This window comes from Sphingomonas sp. (assembly GCF_035490575.1).
Taxonomy (GTDB): Bacteria; Pseudomonadota; Alphaproteobacteria; order Sphingomonadales; family Sphingomonadaceae; genus Sphingomonas.
Window position 1 is genome coordinate 1 of sequence record NZ_DATJLI010000148.1, and the last position, 12,243, is coordinate 12,243.

The 12,243-nt window shown below is 66.5% G+C and carries 16 protein-coding genes; 5 read left to right on the plus strand and 11 right to left on the minus strand.

The annotated features are described in order from the left end of the window. Nucleotides 1-279 (plus strand): heme exporter protein CcmB (locus VL973_RS11040; RefSeq protein WP_325284073.1); only part of this gene is annotated, 279 nt, incomplete at its 5' end. Nucleotides 280-287: 8 nt separating this feature from the next. Here VL973_RS11040 and VL973_RS11045 read toward each other — a convergent pair. The 11 genes from VL973_RS11045 to coxB all read right to left on the minus strand — a co-directional run bounded on the left by VL973_RS11045 (nucleotide 288) and on the right by coxB (nucleotide 9,575). Next, nucleotides 288-578: a hypothetical protein gene (locus VL973_RS11045; RefSeq protein ID WP_325284074.1), complete on the minus strand. Its 291-nt coding sequence runs from the start codon at nucleotides 576-578 to the stop codon at nucleotides 288-290. Nucleotides 579-632: 54 nt separating this feature from the next. Then, nucleotides 633-1,505, minus strand: coding sequence for an RsmD family RNA methyltransferase (locus VL973_RS11050; RefSeq protein WP_325284075.1), 873 nt, complete (start codon nucleotides 1,503-1,505; stop codon nucleotides 633-635). Further along, complete coding sequence (gene thrC / locus VL973_RS11055; protein WP_325284076.1) at nucleotides 1,505-2,899, minus strand: threonine synthase; 1,395 nt, start codon at nucleotides 2,897-2,899, stop codon at nucleotides 1,505-1,507. The genes VL973_RS11050 and thrC overlap by 1 nt, the downstream gene beginning before the upstream one ends. Nucleotides 2,900-2,968: 69 nt before the next feature. Then, on the minus strand, nucleotides 2,969-3,571 hold the full coding sequence (locus tag VL973_RS11060; RefSeq protein ID WP_325284077.1) for an SURF1 family protein: 603 nt from the start codon (nucleotides 3,569-3,571) through the stop codon (nucleotides 2,969-2,971). Next, nucleotides 3,568-3,852 (minus strand): DUF983 domain-containing protein, encoded by a 285-nt coding sequence (locus VL973_RS11065; RefSeq protein ID WP_325284078.1) that lies wholly within the window; start codon nucleotides 3,850-3,852, stop codon nucleotides 3,568-3,570. The genes VL973_RS11060 and VL973_RS11065 overlap by 4 nt, the downstream gene beginning before the upstream one ends. A gap of 128 nt (nucleotides 3,853-3,980) precedes the next feature. Continuing rightward, on the minus strand, nucleotides 3,981-4,877 hold the full coding sequence (locus tag VL973_RS11070) for a cytochrome c oxidase subunit 3 (protein WP_325284079.1): 897 nt from the start codon (nucleotides 4,875-4,877) through the stop codon (nucleotides 3,981-3,983). A gap of 53 nt (nucleotides 4,878-4,930) precedes the next feature. Beyond that, entirely contained in the window at nucleotides 4,931-5,467 is a 537-nt protein-coding gene (locus tag VL973_RS11075; RefSeq protein ID WP_325284080.1) for a cytochrome c oxidase assembly protein, read from the minus strand. A 7-nt stretch (nucleotides 5,468-5,474) separates the two neighbouring features. After that, complete coding sequence (locus tag VL973_RS11080) at nucleotides 5,475-5,603, minus strand: hypothetical protein (protein ID WP_325284081.1); 129 nt, start codon at nucleotides 5,601-5,603, stop codon at nucleotides 5,475-5,477. Continuing rightward, complete coding sequence (locus VL973_RS11085) at nucleotides 5,600-6,508, minus strand: heme o synthase (protein ID WP_325284082.1); 909 nt, start codon at nucleotides 6,506-6,508, stop codon at nucleotides 5,600-5,602. Before VL973_RS11085 ends, VL973_RS11080 begins: the two co-directional genes overlap by 4 nt. A 235-nt stretch (nucleotides 6,509-6,743) precedes the next feature. Beyond that, the gene (gene ctaD / locus VL973_RS11090) at nucleotides 6,744-8,429 is read right to left on the minus strand and encodes a cytochrome c oxidase subunit I (protein ID WP_325284083.1); all 1,686 of its coding nucleotides are present in this window, start codon (nucleotides 8,427-8,429) and stop codon (nucleotides 6,744-6,746) included. Nucleotides 8,430-8,432: 3 nt separating this feature from the next. Continuing rightward, nucleotides 8,433-9,575, minus strand: coding sequence for a cytochrome c oxidase subunit II (coxB, locus tag VL973_RS11095; RefSeq protein WP_325284084.1), 1,143 nt, complete (start codon nucleotides 9,573-9,575; stop codon nucleotides 8,433-8,435). A 221-nt stretch (nucleotides 9,576-9,796) separates the two neighbouring features. Between coxB and pyrE the strand changes: the two genes are divergently transcribed. The 4 genes from pyrE to lepB form a co-directional block, all read left to right on the plus strand. Continuing rightward, a complete protein-coding gene (gene pyrE, locus VL973_RS11100) occupies nucleotides 9,797-10,381 on the plus strand; it encodes an orotate phosphoribosyltransferase (RefSeq protein ID WP_325284085.1) in 585 nt (194 codons plus the stop codon). Then, nucleotides 10,378-11,106, plus strand: coding sequence for a pyridoxine 5'-phosphate synthase (locus tag VL973_RS11105; protein WP_325284086.1), 729 nt, complete (start codon nucleotides 10,378-10,380; stop codon nucleotides 11,104-11,106). Before pyrE ends, VL973_RS11105 begins: the two co-directional genes overlap by 4 nt. After that, a complete protein-coding gene (acpS, locus tag VL973_RS11110) occupies nucleotides 11,103-11,516 on the plus strand; it encodes a holo-ACP synthase (protein WP_325284087.1) in 414 nt (137 codons plus the stop codon). The genes VL973_RS11105 and acpS overlap by 4 nt, the downstream gene beginning before the upstream one ends. Continuing rightward, nucleotides 11,516-12,243: signal peptidase I (gene lepB / locus VL973_RS11115; protein ID WP_325284088.1), on the plus strand; the 728-nt coding region annotated here is incomplete at its 3' end. The genes acpS and lepB, both read left to right, overlap by 1 nt.

Here is a 12,243-nt window from a genome sequence, read left to right on the forward strand (position 1 = left end):
GGCATGGACGGCGCGACGCTGGTGCGGGTGCTGATGGGCCTTGCGATCGGCACGCCGGGGTTGGCGGCGCTGGCGGTCGCGACGGGGGCGCTGACGGCGGGTCTGCGCGGCGGCGGGGCGGTGGCGGGCCTCATCATGCTGCCGCTGGCGCTGCCGCTGTTGATCTTTGGCGCGGGCGAGGGGCCGGGGGCGCTCAGGCTGTTGGGCGCGGTATCGCTGCTGCTGCTGGCCGGCGGGCCGTTTGTCGCGGGGGCGGCGATGCGGATGAGTCGCGATTGATACGGCTTCTAGGTGAAAATGCCGACCGCCCCTTCGATCCACAACAGCGATACCAGCATGACGATTGCCGCGCAGAGCACCAGGCGCAGGCGGCTGCCGCGAACGGTGCGCGCGACCAGTTCGATCGCCAGCCCCATGCCGCCCAGCAGCACGGCGGCCGCGGCAAAGTCGAAGCCGGTCCACGCCATCCGGCGCGTCGTCAGCATGGCGATGACGGGGACGAGGTATAGCGCCGCGATCCCTGCCCACATCAGCGGTCGCCAGCAGGTGTTCAACGATTGAGCGGTGTGCGTGGTCATCTGGTCCTCCATCAACGGCCCAGAATGGCAGGCTCCGCGCCGGGCGCCAGTGGCTTAATCGCGCGACCAGCGGGCGAAGATGGCGGTCGGCAGCATCAGCCCGCGCGATTCCTCCCGCACGGTCAGCTCGCCCGCTTCGACCGTGCCGGGCAGGTCGGCGAAGTGCTGGCGCACCAACTCGCCGATCGCCAGCGCCGAGAGGCGGACGGCATAGACGGTCAGGAACAGGAAGCGCGAGTCGGCATCCAGCAACTGGCGGCAATCGGCGATCAGGCCGGGCAACCCTTCCTCCAGCTTCCAGACCTCTCCATTGGGTCCGCGGCCCCATTTGGGCGGATCGAGGATGATGCCGTCATAGCGACGGTCGCGGCGCACTTCGCGTGCGACGAACTTGCCCGCATCCTCGACCAGCCAGCGCACCGGGCGGTCGGCCATTCCTGACAGCGCCGCGTTGCCGCGCGCCGCTTCGACCGATTTCTTGGATGCGTCGACATGCACCATGCGCGCGCCCGCCGCCGACAGCGCCAGCGTGCCGACCCCGGTATAGCCGAACAGGTTGAGGCATTCGGGATCGTCGGCGCCGTTGATCCGGCCGCGCATCCAGTCCCACACGGGGGCCATGTCGGGGAAGAAGCCCAGATGGCGGAAGGGGGTGTTGGTGGCGGTGAACCTGACCTCGCGCCACGATAGCGGCCAGCCGCCGTGCGGCACATCGCCCGACAATTGCCAGCGGCCGCCGCCATCCTCGTCCGGGCCGGGAATGAACTCGCCATCGGCGCGCCAGTCGGCGCTAGCGGGCGCCCACATCGCCTGCGGTTCGGGCCGGATGAAGCGGAAACGGCCATAGCGTTCCAGCTTGCGGCCATGGCCCGAATCGACCAGCCCGTAATCGGCCCAGGGTTCGCCGGTGAGGGTGACGAGGTCCATCAGACGCGCGGCTTGGCCCGCCCGGCGATGAAGTCGGCCACGGCGTCAAAGGTGGCGGGCAGCACGTCGAAACGTTCCTCCCGCTCGAACAGGTCGCCGACGCGACCCGGCAGGGTGGGGCGAACGCCGGTCGCGCGTTCGACCGCGTCGCCAAACTTGGCCGGGTGCGCGGTGGCGAGCGTGACCATCGGGCCGTCGCCCTTGTGCGCCAGCGCGGCGGCAACGCCCACGGCGGTATGCGGGTCGAGCACCTGGCCCGCGCCGTCATGCGCCCAGCGCAGCGCCTGTGCCATCGCTGGTTCGTCCACCGCCATGCTGGTGAACAGACCGCTTGCCCCCTGCGACTGGGCGTTGGTCAGGCGCATTGCCCGGCTTGATTCGAAACCCGCCATCTGTGTCGACAGCGCGGTGCCGTCGCGACCGTTCAGGTCGAACAGCAGTCGTTCGAAATTGGAGCTGACCTGAATGTCCATCGACGGCGTGACCGTCGGTGTCACCGTGCCGCAGGAATAATCGCCCGACGAAAGCGCCCGGTGCAGGATGTCGTTGACGTTGGTGGCGACCACCAGCCGTTCGATGGGCAGGCCCATGCGCGATGCGACATAGCCCGCGAAAACATCGCCGAAATTGCCGGTCGGAACGCTGAACGCGACCGCGCGCTCCGGCGCGCCGAGGCGGACGGCGGCATAGAAATAATAGACCACCTGCGCCATCAACCGCGCCCAGTTGATCGAATTGACCGCGGACAAGCGGAAACGGCCAGAGAAGGCCGGGTCGCGGAACATCGCCTTGACCAGCGCCTGTGCCGTGTCGAAATCGCCCTCGATCGCGACATTGTGGACGTTGGGGGCCAGCACGGTCGTCATCTGCCGCCGCTGCACGTCGCTGACGCGGCCATGCGGGTGCAGCATGAAGATGTCGACGCCCGCACGCCCCGCCAGCGCGTCGATCGCGGCCGAGCCGGTATCGCCGCTGGTCGCGCCGACGACCGTCAGCGGCTGGGTCGAACCGGTCAGGAACCGCTCGAACAACAGGCCGACCAGTTGCAGCGCCACGTCCTTGAACGCAAGCGTCGGGCCGTGGAACAGCTCAAGCAGCCACTGATCGTGGTCGAGCTGCGCCAGCGGGGTGATGGCGCGGTGGGCAAAGCGGCTATAGGCGGCAGTGCACAGGGTGCGAAGATCGTCCTCCGAGAGACTGGGCGTGACGAACGGCGCCATCACGCGAACCGCGGTTTCGACATAATCGAGACCGGCCAGCGCGGCGATGTCGTCGCGCGTCATGACCGGCCAGGATTCGGGCACATACAGCCCGCCATCGCTCGCCAACCCCGCCAGCGTCGCGCCCTCGAAATCGAGGACCGGCGCGCTTCCCCTGGTGCTGATATACCGCATGGGCCGTGCGCTTAGGCGCTTGTGCGCGGCGGAGCAATCCAAGTGGGGATTGCGCGCGGCGTGGCTGCGCTATCGCCCGCGCCGGCGCAGCGCGAAACCATAGATGACCAGCGCCATCGCGGCGAACGCGAACCACTGCACGGCATAGGCCAGATGATTGTCGGGCACGTTCGCGGGATCAGGCGTCCGGCTGGCGGCCAGCCCGGCGGCCAGCGGGCGCGGCGGCACGATCATCGCCACCGGCTGTGGCCGCGCCCCGAACAGGCGCTGGATGAACGACGTCGAATCGGGGGGGCGGGTCAGCACGCCATTCACCGCGCCGCCGCCCCATGCCGGGGTGAGCCGAGGATCGCCGGCGACGCCCAGGTCGACCACAAACCCTTCGCGGCAGGTGACGAGAAAGCGATAGCCGCTGGCCCCGGCATCGCTGCGCCCGGCCGAGCGGCGCGGCGCGGCGGGGGTGGTGCAAGTGGCGCGGACGCGGCGGAACAGGCTGGCGTCGGGGACGGGCGCGGGTGACAAGGCGGTTTCTGGCAGCGTGGCGTTGCGCGTGAAGCTGGCGATCAGCGCACGCTTCTGTTCACGCCGGTCGAGTTGCCACAGCCCCAGGCCGATCATCGCCGCGACGGCAAGGGCCACGACAAGGGTTGCGGCGATCGGCAGGTTTTTCACGGGCGGCGCTCGATGCGACCTTCGCCGGCATTGTTCCGATATTCGAGCGCGGCCAGCGCGGCCTTGGTCCAGCGTGTCGTGCCCAGCACCGCAACAATGGTCAGCGGCAGCCACAAGGCGACATGCACCCACCAGGCGGGTTCGAAGGTCAGTTCGACGACGATGCCCAGGATCGTGATGATCGTGCCGATGCCCAGCGTCAGGAACGCGGCAGCACCGTCCCCCACGTTGAAGCTGTCGAAATCGAGGTTGCACGCCGGGCATCGTGGCGCGAACCGCAACAGCCCGGCAAACAGCGTTGGCGCCCCGCAACGCGGGCAAAGGCCGCGCCGCGCCTGCTCAAAAAGAGAGGCCGGCGCCACCGGGGGCGGTTGCCCCGGTGTGCCGGCCTCGTGATCGCCAGTCGGCATCAGCCGTGTGCCGGCGCGCCCCAGCCGCCCCACACATAGACGACGACGAACAGGAACAGCCAGACGACGTCGACAAAGTGCCAATACCAGGCCGCCGCTTCGAAGCCGAAATGTTGCCGCGGCGTAAAGTGGCCGCGATAGGCGCGCACCAGATTGACGATCAGGAAGATCGTGCCGACCGCGACGTGAAAGCCGTGAAACCCGGTCGCCATGTAGAAGGCCGAGCTGTAGTTCGAGCCGCCGAAACCGAACGGCGCATGGGCATATTCATAGGCCTGAATACCGCTGAACAGCAGGCCGAGCAGCACGGTCAGCCACAAGCCCTTGAGCACGCCGTCATTGTCGCCAACGCCGACCAGGCCCCAGACACCCTTCTTGTCACCGCCGCGCTGATTGTGGATCATCGCATGGTGCGACCAGGTCAGCGTGGTGCCCGACAGCAGCAGGATGAAGGTATTCAGCAGCGGAAATTCAAAGGCGTTGATGACCTCAAGCCCCTTGGGCGGCCATGAGGCCGCCGCATCCGCGACCACTGACACCGCGCCGTCGGCATATTCCACGGGCACCGGAAACAGCGCGTAATCGAAAAATGCCCAGAACCAGCCCAGGAAGAACATGACTTCCGAGGCGATGAACAGGATCATGCCGTAGCGCAGGTGAAGCTGAACAACGGGTGTGTGGTCGCCCGCATGTGCTTCGCGCACGACATCGGCCCACCAGCAATACATGGTGAACAGCACGCCCGCGAGACCGGCGAGGAACAGCCAGCCGCCGCCCGCGGCTTCATGCATCCACATGATGCCGCCCGCGGCCATGCCCAGCGCCGAAAACGAGCCGATGATCGGCCACGCGCTGGGTGGCAGGATATGATAGTCGTGGTTCTTGGCGCCGGCCATTCGCTGGTCCCTGTCCTTCTGGCCCGTTCAGGCGGTTCTTCGTTGGCCTTGCTCTAGCCCGGCTTTTTCGCCGAATCCACCGGGTAAAACGTATAGCTGAGGGTGATTTCCTCGACCGATTGCGTATCGGGATCGGTGGCGAGCGCGGGGTCGACGAAATAGACGACGGGCATCCGCACTTCCTCGCCCGGTTTCAGTGTCTGTTCGGAAAAACAGAAACACTGGATCTTGCTGAAATATTTGCCCGCCTGCGCCGGGGTCACGTTGAAGGTGGCGGTGCCGGTGATCGGCTGATCCGACAGGTTCTTCGCGTTGAAAAACGCCATTTTTCGCGCGCCGAGCGCCGCGCGTTCGCTGCGCTGTTCAGGCGCGAACGCCCACGGCATCGCCCGGCTGACATTGCTGTCGAAAGCGACGGTGACGATCTTGCCCTGAACCGCGCCGGGGGCGCTGGCGGCGACCTGTGTCGTGCCGTTAAGGCCCGTGACCTGACAGAAGACGCGGTAGAGCGGCACGCTGGCAAAGCCAAGGCCGGTCATGCCGATAACGCCCGTTATCGCGAGCAGGGCTGTGCGGGTCTTGCGGTCCATCAGCCCCTCACTGCCCGGTCATCTTCACGATGCTGATCGCATAGACCAGCACCACGAACCCGCCGAGCAACAGGCCCAGCACCAGCGCGCGGCTGCGCTGGCGACGGCGGATGATGCGCTGTTCCTCGGGCGTCATGCCAGCACCCAGCGATCGGCGACCAGCGCGCCGAACAGCACGAACAGATACAGGATCGAATATTTGAACAATTGCTTCTCCGGCTTCATCGCCACATCGCTGGACCGAAAGGTAACGATGGCGGCGAGCAACGCGAATACGGCACTCATGCCCAGCGCCGTGGCGCCATAGATCGCGCCGGTCAGGCCCAGCGGCCAGGGCGCGATCGCGCACGCGATCATGGGAAGGGTGTAAAGTCCGATTTGGCGCCGCGTGGCGCGTTCCCCCGCGACGACGGGCAGCATCGGCACGCCGGCATTGGCGTAATCGGTCTTCACGAACAGCGCCAGCGCCCAGAAATGCGGCGGCGTCCACAGGAAGATGAGCGAGAAGAGCAGGAAGGGGAGCAGCGCGACGTCGCCGCTGGCGGCCGCCCAGCCGATCATCGGCGGAAAGGCGCCGGCGGCGCCGCCGATGACGATGTTCTGCGGCGTGCGGCGCTTGAGCCAGACCGTGTAGATCAGGACGTAGAATAGGATCGACACCAGCAGGATCGCCGCGGCGATCCAATTGGTCGCCAACCCCATCAGCACGACCGCGAAGCCCCCGAGACCGACCCCGAAATGCAGTGCCGAGTCACGCTCCATCCGTCCGGCAGGCAGCGGGCGGGCCTGAGTCCGCTTCATCAGTCGGTCGAGATCGGCCTCATACCACTGATTCAGCGCGCCGGCCGCGCCGGCCGCCAGCGCGATGCACAGGATCGCGGTGAAGCCGATGACCGGATGGATGCTCACGGGCGCGGCAAGAAGGCCGCATAGACCGGTAAAGACAACCAGCGTCAGCACGCGGGGCTTGGTCAGCGCGAGGAAATCGCGCCAGTCGGCGACGAGCGGAGTCGCGGAAAGGCCGGGTGTGACGGGAGCCATGATCGCTTCCCATAACGTCAACCACGGCGAGGGGGAAGAGACGTGCGTTAACGGCGTCGGCCGTGGATTTGCTCGCGCAGAGACGCACAGGGCGTGCGCCCATCTCAGGCGCTGAGGAAGGTGTTGAGACGATCGCTGCGTGGGGCGCAAGCCCCCGGCGCGCTGCGCCGCTGCGCGAATTGAAAAGGGCGGCCCCGCCGGGACCGCCCTTCTCGCTTCCTGTCGTTGCACCCGATCAGTGGTGCTTGCTGTCCTCGATGACGGGCAGCGTTTCGAACTGGTGGAAAGGCGGCGGGCTGGACAGCGTCCATTCCAGCGTCGTCGCGCCTTCACCCCAGGGATTGTCGCCGGCCTTCTTGCCCGCGAACAGCGACCAGAACACGTTGACCAGAAAGATCACCACGCCGATCGCCATGATCGCATAACCCACGCTGGCGATGTGATTCCAATAAGCATAGGCGTCAGGATAATCGGGATAGCGGCGCGGCATGCCCTGAAGTCCGAGGAAGTGCATCGGGAAGAACAGCACGTTCACGCCGATGAAGAACACCCAGAAGTGAAGCTGGCCCAGCACTTCCGAATACATCTTGCCCGACATTTTCGGAAACCAGTAATAGAAGCCGGCGAACAGCGCGAATACCGCCCCCAAGGACAGGACGTAGTGGAAGTGCGCCACGACATAATAGGTGTCGTGCATATAGTCGTCGACGCCGCCATTGGCGAGGACGACGCCGGTCACGCCGCCGACGGTGAACATGAAGATAAAGCCGATCGCCCAGACCATCGGCGTCTTGAAGCTGAGCGAACCGCCCCACATCGTGGCGATCCATGAGAAGATCTTGATGCCGGTGGGAACCGCGATCACCATCGTCGCGGCGGTGAAATACATCTTGGTGTTCACCGAAAGGCCGGTGGTGAACATGTGATGCGCCCACACGACGAAGCCGACGACACCGATCGCGACCATGGCATAGGCCATGCCGAGATAGCCGAACACCGGCTTGCGGCTGAACGTAGCGACGATCTGGCTGACCATGCCGAAGCCCGGCAGGATCATGATGTAGACTTCGGGGTGGCCGAAGAACCAGAACAAATGCTGGTACAGCACCGGATCACCACCACCCGCGGGATCGTAGAAGGTGGTGCCGAAATTGCGGTCGGTCAGCAGCATGGTGATCGCCGCGGCCAGCACCGGAAGTGCCAGCAGCAGCAGGAAGGCCGTTACAAGCACCGACCACACGAACAGCGGCATCTTGTGCAGCGTCATGCCCGGCGCGCGCATGTTGAAGATGGTGGTGATGAAGTTGATCGCGCCCAGGATCGAGCTGGCGCCCGACAGGTGGAGCGACAGGATCGCCATGTCGACCGCCGGACCCTGCGACCCATAGGTCGAGAGCGGCGCATAGACCGTCCAGCCCGTGCCCGCGCCGCCGCCGAAAAAGGGCGAGGCGAGCAGCAGCATGAACGACGGCGGCAACAGCCAGAACGAGATGTTGTTCATCCGCGGGAACGCCATGTCCGGCGCGCCGATCATGATGGGCACGAACCAGTTGCCAAAGCCGCCGATCATCGCCGGCATGACCATGAAGAACACCATGATGAGGCCGTGCGCGGTAATCAGCACGTTCCACAGGTTCAGCGCCTGGTCGAACGTCACGTCGCCGCCCGACATCATGGCCGCCCAGGTCGGCAGATACTGAATGCCCGGCGCAGCAAGTTCGGCGCGCATCAGGCCCGAGATCGCGCCGCCCACAATCCCCGCGAAGATCGCGAAGATCAGGTAGAGCGTGCCGATATCCTTGTGATTGGTCGACATGAACCAGCGGGCGAAGAAGCCCGGATGGTCGTGCGCGGCGTCATGGTGGTGGCCATGATCGCCATGGGCCTGAAAGGCGTGCGGGTTGAGTGCGGTATCTGTCATGACTTAGTTTTCCGTCCGACCGCTGCCGCCGGCGACGCCTTCGGCAGACTGGCTGGTGGTGACTGCCTCGACCGAGGCATTGACGGTGGGGCCGGTGCCGTCGACCGGCGTCGCGGTGTCGTCGGCGATGTCGGCCGCGGGCTGCGGAACCGGCGCGGTGCTGGGCGCGGCCGAACCCGGCATCGTGCCGCCCTTGGCCGCGACCCATTGTGCGAAGACGGCCGGCGAAACCGCCTCGACCGCGATCGGCATATAGGCGTGGCGCGCGCCGCACAGTTCCGAACACTGGCCGAAATACAGGCCCGGCTCGCGAATGGTGAAGCTGGTTTCGTTCAGCCGTCCGGGCACCGCGTCGAGCTTGACCCAGAAAGCCGGCATCGCCCAGCTGTGGATCACGTCGTTCGCGGTGGTAATGAGGCGGATCGGCACGCCGACCGGCAGCACGATGCGGTTGTCAACCGCCAGCAGGCGCGGGCCGTCGGCATCGGTGCGGAAACGCTGACCGGCGGGAACCTCACCCTGTTCCTTCAGCATGTTGGCGGTGATCGAAAAACCGCCATGGTCGGGATATTCGTAGCTCCAATACCACTGATTGCCGATCGCCTTGATCGTCACCGCATTTTCGGGCGCTGGTTCATATTGAGCGGCGAGCAGTCGGATCGAGGGGATCGCGATCAGCGCCAGGATGATGACCGGCGCGGCGGTCCAGATCACCTCGATCAGCGTGTTGTGGCTGGTGCGCGACGGCACCGGATTGGCGGCGCGGCGATAGCGGACGACCACCCAGGCCAAAAGCGCCAGCACCAGCAGTGAAATGATGATGATGACCGGTAGCAGGATGGCGTTGTGGAACCATTTTGCCTCGTCACCCAGATCGGTCGCCTGCGGCTGAATACCGATCGCGCGGTCGCTGGGCTGGCCGACGCCGTCGGTCGCGCGCAGCAGCGGCTGGCCCGATGCGTCGAGCGTCGGATCGGCCGGGGTCGCGGCCCCTTCGGCCGGCGCACCCGGCGCGGGCGCCGACAGCGTCGTCGCGGCCGGCGCATCGGCGGCGGCGGTTGGCGCAGCAGCGACGGGCGCCGCTTCCGGCGTGGCGGCATCCTGAGCCACCGCGGTGCCGGTCATCGCCAGCAACCCCGCAAGCATCAGTGTGGTTGTTCCCTTTATCCGCATCGTGTCAGGTCATCCCAATCTTTTCGCGCGGCCGATGATCGCGCCTTTGGCGTCGCGCATACGCACGTCAACTGGGGCCTATACGCACGCTTTGAGCCAGTCTCAAGCGCCGTGGCGCCCCTTCTTTGGGCCAGTGGTTGCGGGCGGGTCGCAGCGACCCTAATCAACAGGCCGAAACGAGAAGGACGCGATGCATGACCGATGAGGAGATACTGGCCGAGTTCCGCGCCGCCGACGCGTTGCTGGAGGGTCATTTCGTCCTGTCGTCAGGGCTTCGCAGCCCGCGTTACCTGCAATGCGCGCGGGTGTTGATGGACCCGGCGCGCGGCGCGCGACTGGCCGAGGCGCTGGCGGCGCGCCTGCCCGCCGCCATCCGCGAGTCGATCAGCGCCGTGGTGTCGCCCGCGATGGGCGGCGTGATCGCGGGGCACGAAATGGGCCGCGCGCTGGGCGTGCCGGCGATGTTCCTGGAGCGGCCGGAAGGCGTGTTCGAGCTGCGCCGCGGATTCCGGCTGGATGCGGGACAGCGCGTGTTGATGATGGAGGACGTCGTGACGACCGGCCTGTCGAGCCGGGAGGCGATTGCCGCGATTACGCGGGCGGGCGGTGAAGTCGTGGCGGCGGCGAGCCTGGTCGATCGTTCGGGCGGCACGGCGGACCTGGGCGTGCCGTTTTTCCCGCTGATCCGGCTTGAAGTGCCGACCTATCAGCCCGACGCGCTGCCGCCCGAACTGGCGGCGATCCCGGCGATCAAGCCCGGCAGCCGGGCGGAGGCATGAGCGGCTCCCTTCGCCTGGGCGTCAATATCGACCATGTGGCGACCGTGCGGAACGCGCGCGGCAGCGGCTATCCCGACCCGGTCCGTGCCGCGCTGCTGGCGGCGGAGGCGGGTGCGGACGGCATCACCGCGCATCTGCGCGAGGACCGGCGACACATTACGGACGCCGATATCGAGCGGCTGTCGGCCGAGCTGACCATTCCACTCAATCTGGAAATGGCGGCGACGGCGGAAATGCTGGGCATTGCGCTCCGCCACCGCCCGCACGCGGCGTGCATCGTGCCCGAACGGCGCGAGGAGCGCACGACCGAGGGCGGGCTGGACGCGGCCGGCCAGTTCGCGGTGCTGGCGCCGATGGTGGCGGAACTGAGCGCGGCGGGCATTCGCGTGTCGCTGTTCATCGAACCCGATGCCGCACAGATCGAGGCGGCGATGAAGCTGGGCGCGCCGGTGGTCGAATTGCACACGGGCCGATATTGCGAGCTGGACGGCGAGGCACAGACGGCGGAGTTGCGCCGCATCGCCGATGCCGCCGCGCTGGCCGCGAAGAACGGGATCGAGGTCCATGCCGGGCACGGCCTGACATTCGACAATGTGGTGCCGATCGCCGCAATCCCGCAGCTTCGCGAGCTGAATATCGGCCATTTCCTGATCGGGGAGGCGATTTTCGACGGGCTGGGTCCTGTGGTGCGGCGGATGCGCGCGCTGATGGACGAAGCGCGGTGATAATCGGCCTCGGATCAGACCTGTGCAATATCGAGCGGGTGCAGAACTCGCTCGACCGGTTCGGGCAGCGGTTTCTGGACCGGGTGTTCACGCCCGTCGAACAGGCCAAGGCGGCGCGGCGGCCATTTACGCGCGCAGGCACGCTGGCCAAACGATTCGCCGCGAAGGAGGCGTTTTCCAAGGCGGTCGGCACCGGATTCAAGGCGGGCGTGTTCATGCGTGATATCGGCGTCGTCAATGGCCCGAGCGGCGCGCCGACGCTGGAAGTGACCGGCGGCGCAAAGGCAAGGCTTGACGCCATGGTGCCGGGTGGCCACTTGCCGCGCGTGCATCTGACGCTGACGGACGATCACCCCTGGGCGCAGGCGTTCGTCATCATCGAAGCGGTGCCGCTGGAGAACAAGGCCTGATGGCACCCGACGAACTGACGATGAAGCCCGAAGGCGCCGACGCGCCGGACACGCCCGACGCGAAAAAGGGCACCGACTGGATCGGCGAGGTCAAGAGCATCGCGGTGCTGATCCTGGTGGTGCTGGGCTTTCACAGCTTTGTCGCCAAGCCGTTCTACATCCCGTCGGAATCGATGCTGCCGGGGTTGCTGGTCGGCGACCGGCTGGTCGTGACCAAATATCCCTATGGCTATTCGTTCATTTCGCCGACCTTCCACCTGCTGCCGCCGATCGAGGGGCGGTTGTTCGGACAAATGCCCGCGCGCGGCGATGTGGTGATCGTGACGCCGCCGGGATCGCGCACCGATTATATCAAGCGCGTCATCGGCCTGCCCGGCGACATGGTGGAAGTCCGCGGGGGACAGGTGTTCCTGAACGACGTGGGCGTGCCGCGCCGCGCGATGGGCGACCGGATGATCCCGGTCGACGCCAATACGCGCTGCGCGCCCGATCATTATCCCGGCGCGCTGACGCAGGGGCAGGATGGCAAGCAATATTGCCGCATCGCCATCTACCGTGAAACGCTGCCCGGCGGCGTCAGCTATGACACGGCGGATATCGAATATAGCTATGGCGACAGTTTCGGCCCGGTAACGGTGCCCGATGGCCATGTGTTCCTGATGGGCGACAATCGCGACAATTCGGCCGACAGCCGCTTCCCGCTGGATCAGGGCGGGTTGGGCGGGCC

Excerpts from the sequence above, each read along its gene's own strand:
- VL973_RS11070 (WP_325284079.1), bottom strand. The coding sequence starts at position 4,877 with ATGGCCGGCGCCAAGAACCACGACTATCATATCCTGCCACCCAGCGCG.
- coxB (WP_325284084.1), bottom strand. The coding sequence starts at position 9,575 with ATGCTTGCGGGGTTGCTGGCGATGACCGGCACCGCGGTGGCTCAGGAT.
- VL973_RS11050 (WP_325284075.1), bottom strand. The coding sequence starts at position 1,505 with ATGGACCTCGTCACCCTCACCGGCGAACCCTGGGCCGATTACGGGCTG.
- VL973_RS11085 (WP_325284082.1), bottom strand. The coding sequence starts at position 6,508 with ATGGCTCCCGTCACACCCGGCCTTTCCGCGACTCCGCTCGTCGCCGAC.
- pyrE (WP_325284085.1), top strand. The coding sequence starts at position 9,797 with ATGACCGATGAGGAGATACTGGCCGAGTTCCGCGCCGCCGACGCGTTG.
- VL973_RS11080 (WP_325284081.1), bottom strand. The coding sequence starts at position 5,603 with ATGACGCCCGAGGAACAGCGCATCATCCGCCGTCGCCAGCGCAGCCGC.
- ctaD (WP_325284083.1), bottom strand. The coding sequence starts at position 8,429 with ATGACAGATACCGCACTCAACCCGCACGCCTTTCAGGCCCATGGCGAT.
- VL973_RS11045 (WP_325284074.1), bottom strand. The coding sequence starts at position 578 with ATGACCACGCACACCGCTCAATCGTTGAACACCTGCTGGCGACCGCTG.
- VL973_RS11075 (WP_325284080.1), bottom strand. The coding sequence starts at position 5,467 with ATGGACCGCAAGACCCGCACAGCCCTGCTCGCGATAACGGGCGTTATC.
- VL973_RS11105 (WP_325284086.1), top strand. The coding sequence starts at position 10,378 with ATGAGCGGCTCCCTTCGCCTGGGCGTCAATATCGACCATGTGGCGACC.
- thrC (WP_325284076.1), bottom strand. The coding sequence starts at position 2,899 with ATGCGGTATATCAGCACCAGGGGAAGCGCGCCGGTCCTCGATTTCGAG.